The sequence below is a fragment of the Halorussus sp. MSC15.2 genome (genome assembly GCF_010747475.1).
In the GTDB taxonomy this organism is placed as follows: Archaea; Halobacteriota; Halobacteria; order Halobacteriales; family Haladaptataceae; genus Halorussus.
Genome location: NZ_VSLZ01000002.1, coordinates 261,143 through 279,659, shown reverse-complemented (window position 1 = coordinate 279,659; position 18,517 = coordinate 261,143). Strand labels below are relative to the sequence as shown.

Annotated in this window: 19 protein-coding genes; 11 read left to right on the top strand and 8 right to left on the bottom strand. The window is 66.5% G+C overall.

Going from position 1 to position 18,517, the window contains the following annotated elements:
• Positions 1-380 precede the first annotated feature (380 nt).
• Positions 381-1,358 carry a sodium:calcium antiporter gene (locus FXF75_RS08590; RefSeq protein WP_163521480.1) on the bottom strand — a complete coding sequence of 326 codons (978 nt, stop codon included), beginning with the start codon at positions 1,356-1,358 and terminating at the stop codon, positions 381-383.
• Between the two features lie 167 nt (positions 1,359-1,525).
• Between FXF75_RS08590 and FXF75_RS08585 the strand changes: the two genes are divergently transcribed.
• Complete coding sequence (locus FXF75_RS08585; protein ID WP_163521479.1) at positions 1,526-2,245, top strand: bifunctional 2-polyprenyl-6-hydroxyphenol methylase/3-demethylubiquinol 3-O-methyltransferase UbiG; 720 nt, start codon at positions 1,526-1,528, stop codon at positions 2,243-2,245.
• A 21-nt stretch (positions 2,246-2,266) separates the two neighbouring features.
• Here FXF75_RS08585 and FXF75_RS08580 read toward each other — a convergent pair whose 3' ends face one another.
• Positions 2,267-2,620, bottom strand: coding sequence for a hypothetical protein (locus tag FXF75_RS08580; RefSeq protein ID WP_163521478.1), 354 nt, complete (start codon positions 2,618-2,620; stop codon positions 2,267-2,269).
• A gap of 193 nt (positions 2,621-2,813) precedes the next feature.
• Here FXF75_RS08580 and FXF75_RS08575 point away from each other — a divergent pair, with 193 nt between their 5' ends.
• The 5 genes from FXF75_RS08575 to FXF75_RS08555 all read left to right on the top strand — a co-directional run bounded on the left by FXF75_RS08575 (position 2,814) and on the right by FXF75_RS08555 (position 6,492).
• On the top strand, positions 2,814-3,587 hold the full coding sequence (locus tag FXF75_RS08575) for an MBL fold metallo-hydrolase (RefSeq protein ID WP_163521477.1): 774 nt from the start codon (positions 2,814-2,816) through the stop codon (positions 3,585-3,587).
• A 55-nt stretch (positions 3,588-3,642) separates the two neighbouring features.
• On the top strand, positions 3,643-3,981 hold the full coding sequence (locus tag FXF75_RS08570; protein WP_163521476.1) for a hypothetical protein: 339 nt from the start codon (positions 3,643-3,645) through the stop codon (positions 3,979-3,981).
• A gap of 56 nt (positions 3,982-4,037) precedes the next feature.
• Positions 4,038-4,859, top strand: coding sequence for an alpha/beta fold hydrolase (locus FXF75_RS08565; protein WP_163521475.1), 822 nt, complete (start codon positions 4,038-4,040; stop codon positions 4,857-4,859).
• Positions 4,860-4,934: 75 nt separating this feature from the next.
• Complete coding sequence (locus tag FXF75_RS08560) at positions 4,935-5,375, top strand: hypothetical protein (protein ID WP_163521474.1); 441 nt, start codon at positions 4,935-4,937, stop codon at positions 5,373-5,375.
• A gap of 151 nt (positions 5,376-5,526) precedes the next feature.
• Positions 5,527-6,492, top strand: coding sequence for a zinc ribbon domain-containing protein (locus FXF75_RS08555; protein ID WP_163521473.1), 966 nt, complete (start codon positions 5,527-5,529; stop codon positions 6,490-6,492).
• An 89-nt stretch (positions 6,493-6,581) separates the two neighbouring features.
• Here the strand turns inward: FXF75_RS08555 and FXF75_RS08550 are convergent, their stop codons facing one another.
• The 3 genes from FXF75_RS08550 to FXF75_RS08540 all read right to left on the bottom strand — a co-directional run bounded on the left by FXF75_RS08550 (position 6,582) and on the right by FXF75_RS08540 (position 11,020).
• Positions 6,582-7,673: a DNA topoisomerase IV subunit A gene (locus FXF75_RS08550; protein ID WP_163521472.1), complete on the bottom strand. Its 1,092-nt coding sequence runs from the start codon at positions 7,671-7,673 to the stop codon at positions 6,582-6,584.
• On the bottom strand, positions 7,670-10,078 hold the full coding sequence (locus tag FXF75_RS08545) for a DNA topoisomerase VI subunit B (protein WP_163521471.1): 2,409 nt from the start codon (positions 10,076-10,078) through the stop codon (positions 7,670-7,672). The genes FXF75_RS08550 and FXF75_RS08545 overlap by 4 nt, the downstream gene beginning before the upstream one ends.
• 153 nt (positions 10,079-10,231) lie before the next feature.
• Positions 10,232-11,020, bottom strand: coding sequence for a hypothetical protein (locus tag FXF75_RS08540; RefSeq protein WP_163521470.1), 789 nt, complete (start codon positions 11,018-11,020; stop codon positions 10,232-10,234).
• Positions 11,021-11,249: 229 nt separating this feature from the next.
• Here FXF75_RS08540 and FXF75_RS08535 point away from each other — a divergent pair, with 229 nt between their 5' ends.
• The 3 genes from FXF75_RS08535 (at position 11,250) to FXF75_RS08525 (ending at position 13,911) form a co-directional block, all read left to right on the top strand.
• Positions 11,250-12,059 carry a DUF6498-containing protein gene (locus FXF75_RS08535; protein WP_163521469.1) on the top strand — a complete coding sequence of 270 codons (810 nt, stop codon included), beginning with the start codon at positions 11,250-11,252 and terminating at the stop codon, positions 12,057-12,059.
• Positions 12,060-12,320: 261 nt separating this feature from the next.
• Positions 12,321-13,124 (top strand): ABC transporter ATP-binding protein, encoded by an 804-nt coding sequence (locus FXF75_RS08530; protein WP_163521468.1) that lies wholly within the window; start codon positions 12,321-12,323, stop codon positions 13,122-13,124.
• Between the two features lie 31 nt (positions 13,125-13,155).
• Positions 13,156-13,911: an ABC transporter permease gene (locus FXF75_RS08525; protein ID WP_163521467.1), complete on the top strand. Its 756-nt coding sequence runs from the start codon at positions 13,156-13,158 to the stop codon at positions 13,909-13,911.
• A 6-nt stretch (positions 13,912-13,917) separates the two neighbouring features.
• On the opposite strand, the gene FXF75_RS08520 is transcribed toward FXF75_RS08525, so the two are convergent.
• From FXF75_RS08520 to FXF75_RS08510, 3 genes are read right to left on the bottom strand one after another with little or no spacing between them, the layout of a single operon-like run.
• Entirely contained in the window at positions 13,918-14,322 is a 405-nt protein-coding gene (locus FXF75_RS08520) for a hypothetical protein (protein ID WP_163521466.1), read from the bottom strand.
• A gap of 59 nt (positions 14,323-14,381) precedes the next feature.
• On the bottom strand, positions 14,382-15,281 hold the full coding sequence (locus FXF75_RS08515; protein ID WP_163521465.1) for an ABC transporter permease: 900 nt from the start codon (positions 15,279-15,281) through the stop codon (positions 14,382-14,384).
• Positions 15,281-16,381 (bottom strand): ABC transporter substrate-binding protein, encoded by a 1,101-nt coding sequence (locus tag FXF75_RS08510; protein WP_163521464.1) that lies wholly within the window; start codon positions 16,379-16,381, stop codon positions 15,281-15,283. Before FXF75_RS08510 ends, FXF75_RS08515 begins: the two co-directional genes overlap by 1 nt.
• 179 nt (positions 16,382-16,560) lie before the next feature.
• On the opposite strand from FXF75_RS08510, the gene FXF75_RS08505 reads away from it, so the two are divergent.
• The gene (locus tag FXF75_RS08505; protein ID WP_163521463.1) at positions 16,561-17,277 is read left to right on the top strand and encodes a hypothetical protein; all 717 of its coding nucleotides are present in this window, start codon (positions 16,561-16,563) and stop codon (positions 17,275-17,277) included.
• Positions 17,278-17,497: 220 nt separating this feature from the next.
• Positions 17,498-18,391 carry a mechanosensitive ion channel family protein gene (locus tag FXF75_RS08500; protein WP_163521462.1) on the top strand — a complete coding sequence of 298 codons (894 nt, stop codon included), beginning with the start codon at positions 17,498-17,500 and terminating at the stop codon, positions 18,389-18,391.
• The last annotated feature ends 126 nt before the right edge of the window (positions 18,392-18,517 follow it).

The following is an 18,517-nucleotide window of genomic DNA, read 5'->3' as shown; positions in this document are numbered from 1 at the left end:
TCCGACGAAACGCGACCGGCCTGCCTCCAGTTCGGCGCGCGCTTGCGTGGCCTCGTGGCACGCCGCCGTCGCGCGAGGGACAAGTAAAACGACCGAACGTAGTGGGGGAGTGAACGAGGAGGCTGGGGAGGCGTGAGGCCCGCGGCCCAAGTGCGGTCGTGGTGACGTTGCAGTGCGGTTGCGGTTCAGTCGCGGTGCGGTCCTCAGTTGTTCAAGCAGTCACTAGCTGGCTTCTGGGTTCCGTCCGGATTCGCGGTGCAGTCGCGGTCCAACTGGTCTTTCGGGGTGCGGGCGCGGTCTAACTGCTCCAACACTCGGCAGAGAGGACCGACCCTGAGCCATCTCCGAAAACCGCTACGGACCCGAAAACCCCGCTCACGTCACAGCAGGTAGTTCGCCGCCCAGTACCCGGCGTACACCGCGAGCAGTAGCGCACCCTCCGGACGACCGACGCGGCCTCGGGAGAGGAACGCCAACACGAGCGCCAGCGACCCGAGGAAGAACGGCCAGTGGACCGCGAACACCGTCCTCGACAGCGCCAGCGGGTGGACGAGCGCGACGACGCCCGCGTTGGCCGTGACGAAGAAGAGCGTGCTTCCGACGACGTTGCCGACGCCGACCTCCGGGCGGCCGTCCCGGACGGGTTCGACCGTGAGCAGAATCTCCTCCAGACTGGCGACGAAACTCATCACGGTCGCGCCGAACGCGAGTCCCGCGATGTCGAAGGCGGCGAGCACGTCGCGGGCGCCCATCACCGCCAACTCCGACCCCGCGGTCATGCCGACGACGGTGAGCAGGAGGACGCCGAGTTCGACCAGTTCGCGGTCGTCCCCGCCGGCCGCGTCCGAACCCTCTCGGACCTCCGCCTCGATTTCGTCGGCCTCCTCGGCTTCCAGATATCGGGTCGTCCGCCTCGCCTCGCGTCGGTAGACCACCCAGAGCAGCGGCGCGAAGCCGACGAGTAGCAGGAGTCCGTCGAGGCGCGACAGTCGGCCGTCGAGCGAGAGCAGGCCGAGGAGCGCGGGCGAGACGGCCGTCAGCGCCAGATACTCCCGCGGCGTCTCGGTCTCGAAGGGAATCGCGACGCCCGCGAGTCCGACCGCCGCGCCGAGGATGAACAGCGCCTCGCCGAAGACGGTGCCCAGCGCCACGTCCGGCAGGTCGCCCGCCGCGGCCGCGACCCCCAGCACGGCGTTTTCGAGGTCGATTCCGGCCAGCACCACGGTGAGCAGGAACGCAGAGACGCCGAGGTCCACCGCGGCCTCCGCGACGTGTTCGACGAACTCCTCGACGCTCCAGACGACGACCCCGATGCCGACCAGAAAGACGACGACCGGAACCAGCGGCGAGGCGACCATGTGCCCCCGAAATTCACCGGGGAGTCGGATAAGACCGCCGGTCGGACGGCGTAGCCCCCGAGCGACGCGACGAGCATGCCGACTGCGGTGCGCTCGGCAGTGAGAAAGCGGGGCCGGGGCGTCCGGATACCAGTGAGGCTTTACGCTCACAGTCCGTCTCGATACCAGTGGATTCTAACGAAGTCCGTAAGGAGTGGGCGGAGCGTTCGGGGGAGTACTCGCCGAGCTACTACGCCTACTACGGACCCGACGAGACGAGCGAACTGATTCTGGACCTGCTCGACTCGTTCGTCGGGTCGGACGCGGCCGTCGTGGAGTTGGGGTGCAGTTCGGGCCGACACCTCGCCCACCTCCGCGACAACGGCTACGACGACCTCCACGGCGTCGAAATCAACGACGAGGCCTTCGACGTGATGGCCGAGACCTACCCCGACCTCGCGGCAGACGGAACCTTCTACAACGACGCCATCGAGAACGCCGTCGCGGCGTTCGAGGACGACCGCTTCGACGCCGTCTTCTCGGTGGAGACGCTCCAGCACATCCATCCCGAGGACGAGGCGGTGTTCGGCGAACTGGCCCGGATTACCGGCGACCTGCTCGTCACTGTGGAGAACGAGAACCGCGACGGCGAGGCGGAGTCGGACCGAAACATCGAGAGCCAGTCGGACCGCGCCGAGGGCAGCGACACCGGGAACGACGCCGAACCGGGAGACCGCGACTCCGACGGCGAACTGGCGGCGCGGCGCGGCGTCAACTACGTGGACGGTGAGTTCCCGCTCTACTACCGGAACTGGAACCGCATCTTCACCGAGCGCGGTCTCACCGAGGTCGAGTGCCAATCGACCAAGCGCGACATGCTCCGGGCGTTTCGGAGTGACGGCGACTGACTGACGCTGGCCGACCGCGACCTATCGCCCGACAGTCCTCCAGATACCCCGACGTGCCGCTTTCCACGCGTAGTTCGAGACGCCGACCAGACCGACGACCACGAAGAGGGCGGGGAGGACCGATAATCCCTCCGTGACGACCACTACGAGTCCGTAGACGGCGAACGCGCCCGCCTGAAGGAGGTGGTACGCGACCGTGTCGCCGAACGGTTTCAGACCGCTCACGGCCGTGACGCCAGCCAGTAGCACAATCGAGGCGGCGACCGGGAGGGAAGGCTGATAGTAATCGAACGCCACGAGGGCGACGGCGACGAGTACGACGACGACGCCACCTGCGACCTCTTTCGGTGCGACCGACGATAGCTGGGAGGGCACGTTCTCGAAACCACCCGTTACAGTCAAGAATGTAACGTTTCTCGTTCTTCCGGGACTCCGTGCGCGGGGTTATTCGTCGGTTGATTCGACGGTCCGAGTAAACTCCCCGTGAGAATCGGTACGACCTGCTCGTGGTCCCCCGCCCTCGCACCGATGCCGAACGATTTAGGACCGGCCACGCCAACTCCCGGCCATGACGGTTCGACACGACGGACTCCTCGCGACGTGGCTCGGATACGCCGGTCTCCGACTCGAATCCCCCGACGGCACGGTCGTCTACGCGGACCCCGGCCGGTACGGGACCCTCACCGGCGAGTGGCGACCCGACTCGCCCGACGCGGGCCACCCGGACGCTCGCGATTACCGCCCGGAGGACGGCGACCTCGTCCTCGTGACCCACGACCACCACTACGACTCGGACGCGATTCGTCGGGTGGCGGGCGACGACGCCACGCTGGTCGTCTACGAGGCGGTCTACCCCCCGAAAATCGACCGCGACGTCGAGGACCTGCGCGACCTCCCGTACGAGTTCGTCAGGGTGGACGAGGCCGACGACCGACTGTTCGGCGACGTCATCGTGCGGTCGGTCGCGGGCTACAACGACCCCGACGGCCCGCACACCGACGCGAGCGGCGACCCCTACCACCCCGAGGGTTTCGGCGTCGGCTACCACCTCACGCTCCCCGGACGGGGAGGCGAGGACGTGACGGTCTTCTGGCCGGGCGACTCCGACGCGCTCCCGGGCCACGCCGAACTCGACGTGTCGCTGTTCTGTCCGCCCATCGGCGGGTCGTTCACGATGGACCGCCACGAGGCCGCGGCCCTCGCCGAGGAGATGGACCCCGACCTCGTGCTCCCGGTTCACTACGACACCTTCGCGGCGCTGGAGACCGACTCGGGCGCGTTCGCCGCCGACGTGGCCGAGCGCGGGGTCCCCGTCGTGCTGGACGAGCGAACCGACGAGTAACCTCCCCGCCGCGACCGAACGAACGTTTATTGTCGGAGATACCCAACTTTCGGGTATGGACTGGAACGCCCTGCTCGTCCCCGTCCTCCGCTACACCCTCCTCGCCGCGGTCGCGACTGTCGGGGTCGCTTACCTCGTCTTCAGCACCGGTCTCACTCTCCTGCTCCTCGCCGGGGCAGGCGTCCTGTTCGTCGTCCTCGGGGCGGGCGAGGCGGGTGCCGCGCCCGCCGCCGGAGTCGGCGGCGCCGAGAGCGCCGACTCGGGAAACATGGTGGAGGGGATGGAACTCCTACCGGGGTCGAGTTCGAACTACTCGGTCCGGGCCAAACTGCTCTTCTACGGTCTCGGACTGGTCGTCTGGAATCTCGTCGGACTGGCGGTGTTGCTCCCGTAGGGTCCGACGAAGCACCCACCCGAACTTCTTTTCGTCGCGCTGTCGTGACACGCTCCATGGGACGGGAACGCGGCGTTCTGGCCGGGTCGGCGGGGCGGTATCCGTACGTCACGTTCGGCGACGGACCCCGGACGCTGGTCGTCTTCGCGGGACTGACCGACGCCTTCCAACCGGACCGGCCGCCCCGGTACTTCGGTCTCCTGCTCGAACGCTACTACTACCGGTCGTTCGCGGAGGACCACGCGGTCTACGTCGTCGGTCGCCGACGCGACCTGCCGGAGGGTACCACGACGCGGGAGATGGCCGCCGAGTACGCCGACGTGTTGCGGGAGTTCGACCTCGCGCCCGCCGACGTCCTCGGCGTCTCGCTCGGCGGTCTCGTCGCCCAGCACCTCGCGGCCGACGCCCCGGAACTGGTCCGACGACTCGTCCTCGGGGTCTCCGGACGCCGGGTCGGGACGGCGGGGAGACACACCCTCCGGCGGTGGGCCGACTGGGCCGACCGGGGCCGGTGGTTCGACGTCTACCTCGATTCGATTCCGGTCACCTACACCGACTACCGGCGGTGGGTCTATCCCCCGCTGATTCGGACGGTGGGCCGCCCGTTCATGTCGGAACCGGCCGCTGTCTCTGACGTGGCGGTCTCGTGTCGGGCGTGCCTCGACCACGACGCGACCGACCGCCTCTCCGACGTCGAGGCCCCGACGCTCGTCGTCGGCGGAACCGAGGACCACTTCTACCCCAGCGGAGTCCTCCGCGAGACGGCGGACGCGATTCCCGACGCCCGACTGAACCTCTTGGAGGGCACCGGCCACGCCGCGTTCGAGGAGCGAAAACGACGGTTCGACCGGGCGGTGGCGGCGTTTCTGGCGGGGTGACCTCGCTTCGGACGACCGTGGTCGAGTTCGATTCGAAGGAGTACGTATTTGTTGGAACGCCGCCACGTTCGAGACATGGAGACGGTCATCGACGACTGGCCCTACACCGACGAACCGACGGCCTGCGCCGCTTGCGGGAGCGACGACGAGAAGTACGTCGTCGTCGATTCACTCGGTCTGGTCTGGGGGGCGGCGATGCGAGGCGGTCCCTCGCCCACCGAAGTCGGCGACTACGGCGGGACGCTCGAATTCCGGTGCTGTCACGACTGCTGGGAAGGCGGCGTGGACGCCCTGCACGAGGCCCGGTCGCTCGTCGATTGGGACGCCCGAGCGACCGGCGGTGCCCCCTTCGTGCTGGACGACGAGAAAGTCGCGGCGGCCGCGCAACTGGACGCTCGTCGGGTCGCTGTCGGTGACCTCCGACCGATGGAGTTCCGGAGCGACCCCGAACGCGAACACGTCCGTTCGCAGGACGAGGCGGTCGAAGCGATGCTCGACGCGTGGTTCGACGACTGAATCGTCGGTCGTCCCGTTGCGGACACGGTCGTACCGAAGTCGCTAACACGTACCGGGAGGGACTCCGACGGGATGCGGGTGTGTTCGATTCTCCGTCCGAAACTCGGAAACCCGACACAATTTACTTATTTGGTCTCCAACAATTCGGAACGTGAGTTCTCGCACCACGCCGAACTACTGTTCGCAGTGCGGGTCGTCGCTGTCACCCGGCGACGCGTACTGTTCGGACTGCGGTTCCGCCGTCGGCGGAGGGACAGCATCGGACGGCCAGCCGATACATCCGGACGCCGAAACCGCCAATCCGGACCCCGAAACGACCGACTCGGACGCCGAAACCGCCAGTAGACGCGACCGCTCGGCGTTTCGACGCCGCGTCGAGGACCTGACAGTCGAAGGCTGGGACGTGAAACACGACTACGGCGACAGAGTCGTCATGATAGACCGCGGGATAGGGTCGATAGGTGTCCACGCGTTGTTGCTCTTCACGACGTGGGGATTCGGTAACATCGTCTACGCGTTGTACAGTTACGGCCCGGGTGCCGACCGCGTCGAACTCCGTGAGGACGGGACCGAGCGACACGTCTCGGGTGACGACGGTCGCTACGAGACGGCCAACGACGCAGAGGGTCGCTACGACGGGGACGACGAACCCGCCGAGTCGGACGACTCTCTCCTCGCTAACCCCGGACGCCTCGTCGCCAGCGTCTTCCTCGCGCTGGTCGGGTTCTCGATTCTCGGTGACGTGTCCGGCGTCGTGAGCCTCGTCTTGGGTATCAGCCTGCTCGCGGCCGCGCTGGTCGTGTTACCGCCGGTCCAGCGGCGACTGGAGGACCGAGAAGCGGTCACGAAGTTCGGCCGGGCGCGGGTGACAGACGAGGCGGTGGTCGAAGCGCCCGAGGTCCCGTGCGCTGCCTGCGCTCACCCGGTCGGCACCGGCGTCGAGCGGACGTTCTCCGAGAAGTTCTTCGTTGCGGGGGTTCCCCTCAGCGTCGAGGAGAAAGGGAGCAATTGCTACTGCCCGTCCTGCGCGCGAGGCGACCCCTTCACGAACGACGACATCGTGGCCGACGCGACATACGACGAGAGATGGACCGACGAGCCCCAACGGGAGTTGTAGGGGGTCCCCGTAGCGGATTTCGGTCGCGGGGTTCGCAGAGGGTCGTCCATACCGAGAGACGACGGTGAGAAACGGGTCTTCGACCGGAACTACAGCACGCCCATCGCTTCGAGTCGCTCGGGCAGGTACGTCTCGGTGACGAAGTCCAGACCGTGGGACGCGAGTGACTGCTGCTCGGACTTCTTCTCGATGTCCAACTGAATCTCTATCTGCTCCTCCCAGTAGTCGGTCTGGAAGCGCGGGTCCTCCAGTTCCGATTCGAGGGCGTTGATGTCGGAGTCGCTCAGGGGGTCGGTCGGCAGGTCGTACTCCACGATGTCCTCGGGTTGGATGCCGATGAACTGGGCCTCCGGCGTTGCGAGGTACTCGCTGAGGTGGGCGGACTTGATGGACCCGTACGCCACCGACCCGAAGATGCGGTAGGACCACGGGTCGCCGTCAGTGAACACCGTGACCGGCAGGTCGAGTTCGTCCTGCAGGCGCTTGGTGATGCGACGGGTCGCACGCGCCGGTTGGCCCTTGAGGTGGACGATGATGGTGTTGTACTTCTCGTCGAACCCGTTCTCGACCAGTCGGTCGCGCATCCCACCGGTCTCCACGCAGAGGACGAAGTCGGCGTCGTTGTCGAGGAACTCGATGGTGTCGGGGTTGTTCGGAATCTGGTAACCGCCCTCGCCCACGTCCTTCTGGCAGTGAATCTCGCGCTCGCCCCGCCGGGTCTGCTCGCGGAGGTAGAGCGGTCCCATGATGGTCGCGCCCGACTCCTCGGGTCGCATGTGGAAGTCCTCGCGGGTGACCTCCGAGACGATTTCGAGGTCCTCGACCAACTGGTTCGACTCGTCCTGCGAGGAGAACTGGGCCTCGTTCACATCCCAGCTCTCGCTCAGGTAGTAGAGTTCACGCAGGGTCGAGGAGCGGTCCTCCTCCAACTGCTCGGAGAGGAAGTCGATAGTGTATATCGCCTTCAGGAGTTTACGAGCGCCCCGGACGCTGTTGGCGCTCCGGGTGCTCTTGCGGTCGCCGTACACCCAGACGTCCTCGTCCTCGTCGAAGACGATGTTGCTCTTGGTCCGGGTCGGGACCGACATCTCGGGGATTTCGCCCCGGTCGAACTGGTCGTAGAACTGCGCGGCGAGGTCGATGAGTTTCTCTTGGGCTTCTGCTTCGTTGTCTGCGCTCATTGGTTGACGGTAAGTTTGGGGTCCTCGATTCCTTCGACGCTGACGTCGAACTCTGCCTCTCCGTCGATTTCGTACTCTAGGACGGCCTCGTCGCCGCTCTCGACGGTCGGCGACCACTTGACGAACCACTCGCCGTCCATGTCCACCGCGGTCGCGCCGTCCGAGAGGTTGCGCGGTTCGGCGGTCACGATGTCGGTTATCTCAGGCGACTCGTTCTTGCTGGAGTTGTTCTCGACCGAGAGCCGTACCGTGCCGTCCTCCACGCTCCGCTCGACGAGGACGTTGTTCATGATTCGGGCCAGCGCGTCCTCGTACTCGGGTTCGCTCTGTCCGGTCACGTCGGCCAACTTCTCGGCCATCTCCGGCAGGATGGAGGCGATGACGTTCTGCTTCTTCTTTCGCTTCTCCAGTGACTTGCGCTTGTTGAGGTAGGACTTCAGTTCGCGGGCGGCCTCCCGAATCGCGAGTTCTATCTCGTCCTCGATTTCCGGGACGTTGGCCACCGCGTCCTTGCTCTCGCTCGTGAACGGGACGTTCGTGGAGGCGACGTGAACCATGATGACCGCCGGGCCGTTCGGAATGCCCGACCCGCCGGGTTGGCTGAGGTTGTAGTTGCGCCAGCCGATGGACTTGACCACGTCGGTCGTCGCACACGCGCCGCGCTGGTAGACCAGCGGGACCCGGTTCGCGAAGCGCAGGACCTCGGCCTTGCCCTCCTCTTCGAGTTCGCCGCCGTAGGCGATACCGGCTTCCACGATGAACGGGTCGCCGCCGTGAACGTCGGCGTCGCGGGTCGAGGCCGCGTAGAAGTCGGCGTCGTACTCCTTTCGGAGACCCGCCTCCACGAGTTCGTCGGTAATGGGCGACAGGCAGTTCGTCGGCGGGGAGATGATGTCGGTCTCCTTCATCGCCTCCAGCAGGTCGCTGGACATGTCGCGGTCGTCGGCGAACGCCGAGACCTTGGGCACCGCGTCGGGAACGGTCCCCATCCGGTTCCAGACCTCCATCACGACGTTCTCGCGGGCGGTGTCGCCGAACGTCGCGTCGTCGTACTCCTCTGTCTGGTCGGCGGCCCGGTCCACGTACTCGCGCAACTCGTCGTGGGTCGCCCGGTCGTGCTCGGGACCCTTCTCGAACCGCTTGGCGAGGCGCTCGGCGAACCCGTGGACGGTCTCGTCGTCCTTTCGAGTGCTGGTCGCCTTGTCGGCCAACCGGTAGAGGTCGCTGCGCCGGTCGTCGGTGAGTTCGGCCCACGCGGCCTCGACCGCGTTCTCTTGGACCGTGTCGCCGAACGTCTCGTCGTGGTCGCTACCCACTTCGTCGGCGGTTTCGGCAACGATTTCGACCAGTTCGTGGTGAGCGACCCGGTCCCGACCGGAGACTCGCTCGGCCACTTCGTCGCCGAACGCGGCGGTCCCTTCCTTGCTCTTGTTCGAGACCGCGTTCGCGACCGCACGCGCGAGGTCGGCCTGTTCGTGGTCCTCGGGCGGTCGCCACGAGGCCTCCCGGCCGAAGTGGCGGTCGCGGAAGTTGTCGATGATGGAGTCGGCGGTCTTGCGGCCGACGCGGGTGAACTCCTCCTGAACGAACCCGGAGACGCTGTGGGAGTCCGTGCTCGCCAGCATCTTCAACAGCGTGCCGAGTTCCACCCCGTGGGGATGGGGTCGAATCTCCTCGGTCTCGGCCGGGAGGTCAGCGCGCTCGGCGCGCCGGAACTGCTGGGGTTCGTCCATGCCCGGTTCGCGGTATTCGAGTCGAGCGTGAGGGTTGACGACCGCCGTGTGCTTGACGTAGCGCTGGAGTTGCTGGCGGGCGCGCATGTTGGCCTCCATCTCCAGTTCGATGCGGGTGCCGTGGGTGTCGTTGACGTGCTTGCCCGTAGGCGGCGAGTCAGCCTCGTCCTTGATTTCGGGTTCGTTCTCGTCTGTGTCGATGATGAGTTCGAAGTACTGCTCCTTGCCGCCCTCGGTCTTGCTCGTAATCTTGGCGGGCTTGCCGGAGGTCAGTTGGGAGTAGAGCACCGCCGCCGAGATACCGATACCCTGCTGACCCCGCGACTGTTCGCGCGCGTGGAACCGCGACCCGTAGAGGAGTTTCCCGAACACCTTGGGGACCTGTTCCTTGGTGATGCCGGGTCCGTTGTCCTCGACGACGAGGGTGTAGTAATCGCCGGTGTCGTCGATTTCGATGTAGATGTCCGGCTTGATACCGGCCTCCTCGGTCGCGTCCAGCGCGTTGTCTACGGCCTCCTTCACCGCCGTCACCAGCGCTCGGGCACCGCTGTCGAACCCGAGCATGTGCTTGTTCTTCTCGAAGAACTCGGCGATGGAAATCTGGCGCTGGCTTTCGGCCAGTTCCTCGGCGATCCCCTCCTCCTCGCCGAGCGTCGACTGGATAGATGGCATTCTGTAGTACGTCGTAGCCGCGTAGATGTTAAAGGCTTCTCGGTGCCAAAGTGAAAGTAAAAACCGTTAACAAACTACGTTTCGGTATATGAAATGCCGTCCGTCGTGGAACGAGAAAGAACCGTAATCGGAAACCGACGACCGGCTATCCGATTACCACGGTGCTTCGATGGGCGGGGCGGAGACGCTGACGCCCGTGATGCAGTACTGGCAGTTGAAGCCGGGACAGGGGTCGGTCGGCGGAGCACAGAGGCTCACGGAACCGCCGAACCTAATCGTGTCACCGTCGAACGTCACGTCGATGCACGGTTCGACTTCGACGGGGAACTGCGACGGAGTGACCGACATGCAGGTACCCCTGTCGCCCTCCGGACCGAGACTCCAACCCCAGAGTACGATTTGGGTGTTCCCGACTCGGAGATTGATACTGATGTCCACCGACAGGGCCGAGATGTTGAACGTCACACCCGCGTTGATGCCCCACGTAGTGCCGCCGATGCCGGGCACGTAATCGGGGATACTCCCGCTAACGAGGGTCACTCTCGTGTCCGAACCCATCGTCGAGACCTGTCCGTTCGTCATCGCGTCGCCGACGTTCACGACGGCCGGACCGGTCCGCCGGGTCGCGTTCTTGTGAGTCCCGAGATAAATTTCGGGGGTAGCGGACGCGTCGGCTGTCTGAACCCCAGCGGACTGACTCTGCGTGCCCGTTGGCACGATTTTCCACTTCTCGAAGTTCGCGTGGTCGAACACGACCTCGCCGTCCTCGTTCCGCCAGTAATCCTCGTCCAGGATGTACTTGGAGTGTTCGTCCGGGTCGAACGAGTCGGAGCCGTCACCGGCCGACGCCGCACCGGGTACACCGAGAAGGGCGCTGCCGATGCCGGCGGTGGTCAGAATAGCTTTCCTTCGCGGAATCGTATTTCTATCTTTATCGTCCACAAGATTAAATAATAAGAAAAATATTTAATTCTTTCTATATTAAAGTGACAGAATAGATACGGTAACGGCTACCCGGAATGCGGCCGTATCCTCCCGAGAGTGACCGCCGGTATCGGCTTGCGATTTCCAACCGGCTAGAAATACTCGGTATCGAGCCGTCGCCTCGTGCCGGTAGAGCGACAGTATTGCACTTGATTTAAGGCCGTCTTCGAACAACATCACCGGTAGGATGAACGACAGAAAAGAGTCACGGACCACCGAGACGTTTCTTCCGCTCCTCGCCTCCAATCTGGTCCCGCTCGCCGGAATCGCGTTCCTCGGTTGGCGGGTACAGAACGTCCTGTTTCTCTACTGGCTCGAAATCGGCTTGGTGGTCGTCATCTACGGCGGGTTGACGCTGTTCGCGGAGCGAAAGCCGAACCCCGAGAGTCGGACGGTCAGCCCCATGACGGTGTCCGTGCCGTTCCTGTCCTCGCGCTCCGGAACGACGCGACCGGTCGAGTGGTTGCCGCCGATTTACTACCGAAACGTTAGCTACGCCGCCGGACTGCTCGTCTGGGGTCTCGGATTCTGGCTGTGTCTGAGCGTACTGATGGTCGTCCTCCCGTCGCCAGTCGTCGTCGAGAACCCGTACAGTAACTCCGAGGCAATATACGAGTACGCCTCCATATTCGCGTCCGTTCTCTCGCCCGAAATCCTCCTCAGTGCGCTCGCACTGCTCGTCTCTCAACTCGATTCCACCCGTCGGCAGTTCCTCGGTGAGGCGCGGTACGAGCAACTCTCGGCACCGATGACGGTCGAAATACCGGTCCGTCGGATGGTGTTCTGGTTTCTGCTGACGCCGGTTGCGGAGTTCGTGTTACCGCTACTGACGTTGCCGCTGGCGGGACTGTTCGACACGAGAGTCCTCTTCGATATCGGAATCGCCACGCTCGTCGTTCTCGGGAAACTGACCGTCGAGTGGTCGTCGTTCCGCGCCCGACACCGAGAGAACCCGAGCGGCGTCGCTGGCTGGTTCACGCCCGAAGAGTCGAAATAGAGTCGGAGGAGAGGCGAGGAACGGGGCGGCTGTCGAAGGCCGTGCATCACCCTCCGCGGGGGTCAAACCCCCCGATGTTGTTGCTGGCAACCTCTTCGGCAGGACGCTGTCGTACGAACCGACTGCCAATCACTCGACACGCCCACGACTCGAAGACGACCGAGTTCTCCCCGAATCGCTAACCCGGCCCACGCGGACGACGAGCGGCGCTCACGGGCGTAAGCCACCTATGGCTCCGTACCGTTACGTTCCACGAACTCGATGGTGAGAGACGAGACGAGCGCGGAGGAGACGACCCGAACCGACCGAGCGACCGCCATCCGCCTCGACGGCGTGACGGTGGATTTCGAGGGCGTATGCGCCTTGGAGAGCGTGAACCTGCGGGTTGACGAGGGCGAGTTCGTCACGGTCATCGGTCCCTCCGGATGCGGAAAGACCACGCTTCTCCGGACGGTCGGCGGGCTACAGGACCCGACTGCTGGCACCGTCCGGGTCGGGGGCGACTCGCCCGACGCCGCCCGGCAAGGCGGGGAGTTCGGCTTCGTCTTCCAGCGCCACGCCCTCCTGCCGTGGAAGTCGGCACTCGACAACGTCGTCTTCCTCCGGGAGATGGCCGGGAAGCCGCCCGACCGCGAGGCGGCCCGCGACCTGCTGGAGACTGTCGGACTCGCGGGGTTCGAGGAGTCGCGGCCCGCCGAACTCTCGGGCGGGATGCGCCAGCGCGTCGCCATCGCGCGGGCGCTCCACCTCGGGGCCTCGGTCCTGCTGATGGACGAACCGTTCGGCGAACTCGACGAACTCACCCGCGAGGAGATGGGCGTCGAGGTGCGACGCGTCTGGCGCGACCGGAACAAGACGGTGCTGTTCGTCACCCACAGCGTCCCCGAGGCGGTGTTCCTCGCCGACAGGTGCGTCGTGATGAGCGACCAACCGGGCGAAATCGCGGCCGTCTTCGACGTGGAACTGCCCAGACCCCGCGACGAGTCGGTGTACGGAACGACCGCGTTTCAGGAGCAGGTCGCGCGCGTCCGAACCGCGCTCCACGAGGGGTACGAACTGCGATGACCCGACGACAGAGAATCCCGACGGCCGACCCATGAGCTACGCCGACCGGATTCCGGCCGCGGGACTCTCGCTCCCGGTCGGCGCGCTCGCGGTCGGCGTCCTCGCGTGGTGGGCGGCGGTCGTCCTGCTCGGGATTCCGCCATACCTGCTCCCGACGCCCGCCGCGGTCGCCGACCGACTCGCGGCGCGGCCGGGTCTCTACCTCCGAAACGGCGCGGTCACCCTCCGGACCGTCCTCGCGGGCGGGGCGGTCGGAGTCCTCGCCGGGTTCGGCGCGGCCGCGGTGGCGGTCCACTCGACGGTCCTTCGCCGGGCGCTCTACCCCTACCTCGTCACGGCGCGCGTCCTGCCGAAGATAGCGGTCGCGCCGCTGCTGCTGGTCTACCTCGGCACCGGCGCGGGGACCGCGCTCTCGTTCGTCGCGCTAATAGCGTTCTTCCCGACGTTCGTGAGTTCGATGGCGGGACTCCGGGAGACGCCCGAGGAGTACCTCGACCTGCTCCGGTCGGTGGACGCCGGACCGCTCCGGACCTTCCTCTTCGTCCGGATTCCGGCCGCGCTTCCGGCGGTGTTCGCCGGCCTGAAGCAGTCGGCCGCGCTCGCGGCGGTCGGCGCGGTGGTCGCCGAGTGGATTCTGACCGACGAGGGTCTCGGCTATCTCGTCCTCGTGGGCGCGGAGAACGTCCAGACCGACGCGGTGCTGGCGGCGGTGGTCGTTCTCTTCGTCGAGGGGATGGCGGTGTACGGCGCGGTCGCAGCGGTCGAGCGGCGGGTCTCGTGGAAGTGAGGGCGCTCATGGCTCGAACGCCATGGCCGACCATCCGGTCGCGGCGAGCGCGACGACGCCGCCCGCCAGCGTGACGTACACGCCAACTGCGGGCGCGAACGGACTCGCGTCGAGGCGCGGGTACGACGAGAGTTCGACGAGCGCGAGGAGGCAGGCGACACCGCCCGCCGCCGCGGTGGCGACCCTACTCGCCCGCCGACCCGGCCGCCAGAGCAGTGCGACCGCCGCCGCTACGGCGAGGGGGACGATTACGAGGCCCCACAGGTCCAGTCCGGTGTTCATCCCCGGAAGGTAGACTGCCGGTACGGGACCGGCCGCGTTCGTGCGGACCCACGGGAGGTACGACCCGACTGCGAGGAGTCCCAAACCGACGAACGACGCGACTTCCGGGGGTGAGAGCCGGGAGTTCACGCCGAATGCGTTTCGGTGTGAGAACTGTAGTCTTTCTGCCTCTCCGGCGGCGGTCGTCGCTACCCCCAGTCCATCCGACGCTCGACCAGCGCCGGGACCAGATAGAACCCGACGCCCAGCAGCGCCAGCACGCCGAGCGCGGCGACCATCCGGGCGGTCTGGAGTCTGGTCGAGGCCCGGAACACTCGGTAACCGATACCGGCCTTCAGCGTCAGGAACTCGGCGACCACGGCACCGACGACCCCCGCGGCGGCCGCGATTCGCAGTCCGGCGAACGCCTGCGGGGCCGCGGCCGGGAGTCGAACCCGGAGGTACCGGGCGGCGGGCGACGCGCCGACCGAGCGCGCGAGAGCGACGAACTCCTCGGGCGTCGCGGTAACTCCCTGATAGGTCGCTATCGTCACCGGGAAAATCGCCAGCGTGCCCGCCAGCGCGGCCCGCGCGCCCACGCCGTCGCCGAACCACCGGAAGAGCAGCGGCGCGACCGCGATTACCGGGACGACCCGGAGCGCGATTACGTAGGGCCGGACCGCGGCGCGAGTCGTCTCGGAGGCCGCCATCGCCACCGCCAGCGACGCGCCGACGACCGCACCGGCGACGACGCCGAGGCCCGCCGTGAGCGCCGTGACTCCGGCGGCCTCGACGAGCGCGAGCCAATTCTCCGCGAGCGCCGCGGCCACGTCGCTCGGACCCGGGAGAATCACGTCCGGCACCCCGGCGGTCCGGGCGGCCACGGACCACGCCAGCAGACCGAGAACCGTCACGGCGACCGGCGGCCAGACTCTCGGGACGACACCGGACGCGCGGGACGCGACCGCCCGCGGTGCGGTCGAAACCGAGGGACGCTGACTCGCACCTGATAGGGGTGCGGGCGGTCGGGAGTCGGGCGACTCGCTGTCTCGCGCGCCCGCCGCGCTCGACCCCGATTCTTCGGACTCCCTCGGTCTCGGACTACTCATCAGTTCCGTCCGCCTGTGGTCGTCGTCCCGGACGCGGTTTCGCCCGACGCGGTCGCTTCGGGCGGCGAGACGGTCCGAGCGTACTCGCCGACGTACCGGTAGTCGGTGTCGAGATACTCGTTGGTCCAGACCGACGACGGGTCGGTCTCGCCCCCGAGCAGGTCGGCGTCGCGGAGCGCGCGGTACGTCGTCTCCCACGGACGGGCCTCGCTCCACCCCCACGCGTGCTGGCGGACCGCCTCCGAGAGCACGTAGTTACTGGCCATCTCGACCCACTTGGCTCGCTGGGTGTCGGCGGTCTCGGAGATGGCCGGGTTCGCCTCGACCAGCAACCGGGTCGCCCGCTCGGGGTTGTTCGTCGCCCACGCCGCGCCGCGGGCGGTCGCCCTCAGGAATCCCCGGACAGTCTCGGGGTTTCCGGCGGCGAAGTCGGCGTTCGCGCCGACGACGTGGCCGTAGGAGGGGACGGTCTCGGCCACCGGAATCGACGAGACCGACCCCGCCTTCTGGCGCGCGACCACCGCGTCGGCGAACACGCCGCCCGCGGCGTCTATCTTCCCGCCGAGCAACTGCTGGACCGTGTCGAACCCGGTGTCCACGAGTTCCACCTCCGAGAGGACGCCCTTCTCCTCCAACAGGAGTTTCGTGAGAATCTTGACCATGCCGGGTCCCGTGCCGACCGTCTTGCCCGCCAACTCGTCCGCACCGGTCAACTCACCGCCGAAGGCGTCCGGCGTGGTGAACACCACGACCGGACTCCGCTGCATCACGACACCGACCGACCGCGGCGAGAGACCGCGTGTGTTGACGTTCAGCATCTGGTCGGCGCTCGTGATAGCGAACTCGGTGTTGCCCAGCCCTACCTGTTTGGCCGCGAAGTCCGACCCCTGCCCGCTCTCGATGCCGTTCAGTTTGACGCCCTGTTCGTCGTAGTACCCCTTCGCCTTCGCGGCGTAGTAGGGAACGTGAAGCCCGTTCGGCTTCCAGTTCAGCAGCAGGCCGACACCCCCGGACTGCGCCGCGGTAGTGCCGACCGCTGCCGTCAGTCCGACCGCGCTGGCACCCGTCGCTCGAAGGAACTGTCGTCGTGTCTCCCCCATTTTCCGTCAGATGTCACGACGGTCTGGGGTATAATCGTTCGGGCGTCGAGACGAAATGCGGAGCGTCCTCGCGTCGCGCCTGCGTCGTCCGGGAAGAACGTCGCGCTACCGGCGGGTCGGCGCGCGACGCGCTCGGAACGGTCGGGTGATTTAAGGACGCCTGCGTGGCGTTGCCAGTGATGTTCGACACCGAACACGCGGCGGTCACAGTCGCCGTAATCGCACTCGCTGTCGTCGCGCCGCTGGCAGTCGGGACGACGGCCTCGGTCGCACAAGACGACGGGTCGCCGGTCGGCGAAGCGTTCGACCAGTCGGTGGACGTGCGGACCGACGGAGACGAATCGGTACGCGAGCAGGAGGACGGCACGTCGGTCGGGGTCCAGAACCTCTCGGCCGAGTCGGTGACGCTCCGGAACGTCACGGCGACCGACGTGGTGGTGCGGAACCTGACGGTCCGTCGGATGGACCAACGTCGCAACCTGACGTTCCGGAACGTCTCGCTCCGGCGAATCGTCGTCGAGCGCGCGCGACTCTCGAACGTGACCGTCCGGAGCGCGACGATACGCAGCAGGGACCTGCTGTCGGAGTTCGGCGTTCCCTTCGCACGCGGGCCGAACATCACGGGGCAGTCGGCCCAAATCGTCCGCATCAGAAATCAGACGCTCGACGGTGCGGTAATCGGGAACCTCACGGTCCGGAACGCCAGCGGCCTGTCGCTCTCGGTTCCGGCCGCCGTGACGGGCGACGCGCAGGTGAACGCCTCGTCGCCGGACATCACGGTCGGGAATGCGAGCGTGAGCGCGGTCGAGTCGGTCCGCGTCTCCGTCCCGAACGAGACGGCGACGACGGGCGAGAACGCGACGGGCGGTGTGGGGACGACCGTCGAATCGGCGTAGTTCGCGGCGTTCCGTTCCGACTCCGTCGGGTGACGCGTCGTTCTTCAGACGGTGCGCGGCGGCGCTCGGTCGACTCGAAACGAATTGACAGGAGGTTCGACCGGAGGTCGCAAGATTGCACTCCCGGACCGGCCAGAAGCAGCCGTCTCGCGGCCGTGCCGACCGTAATCGGTCGCTCGACCCGAACTCATTTACCGTGTATCGACGAATTGGTAGGAGCATGGTACCGCTACAGCAGTTCGACTGGCCGACCTCTCTCGGGGAGGTTCTCGCGCAGTACGCCGGTCTGCTCTGGGACGTGGTGGCGTTCGTCCTCGCCTTCGCGGTGGTCTACGTCGTCGGCAAGTACGTGATGGTGAAACTCGTCCGCCGGTCGCTGTCGGCGCGCGGGTTCGACCGGACGGTGGTCCAGTTGGCGACGACCACCGCGGGCGCGGTGGTCTTCTTCGTCGCCGTCGCAGTCGCCTTCACCGTCGCGGGGTTCGGAAGCTTTCTGGCGGCGTTCGCCACGCTCGGGGGCGCGCTGGCGCTGGCGCTCGGGTTCGCGGCGCAGGACCTCGTGGCCAACTTCGTCTCCGGGGTGTTCATCCTCAAGGACAAGCCCTTCCAGGTGGACGACTGGATAGAGTGGAACGACATGTCGGGCGTGGTCCGGGAGATAGACCTCCGGGTGACGAAGGTCGAGACGTTCAACAACGAGGTCATCACGGTACCCAACTCGGAGTTAGCCAACAACGCGGTCACGAACGCGATGGCGAACGAGCGACTCCGCCTCCAGTTCGTCTTCGGTATCGGCTACGACGACGACATCGGCGAGGCGACCGACATCATCCTCGACGACGCGCGGGCCAACCCAGACGTGCTCGACGACCCCGAACCGTCGGTCAGGACGACCGAACTCGCCGACTCCTACGTCGGACTCGAATCCCGAATCTGGATTGAGGACCCCGGCCGCGGCAAGTTCAAGGAGGTGCTCTCGGACCACGTCACCGGCGTCAAAGAGCGGTTCGACGCCGAGGGCATCGAGATGCCCTACCCCTACCGCGAACTCACTGGCGGCATCTCCATCGAGGAGGTCTCGGGTCTCGACCGAGTGAACGTCACCGGCGACTGACCGGCGCGGTCCGAGCGTCGTTTCCGAGGCCTATCCCACTCGCAGCCGGATATTCTCGGTATCTGACACGGATTTCGTGCGCGCGCGTGCGAGGGATTTATCAGGACGGAACTGCTACTCTGAATC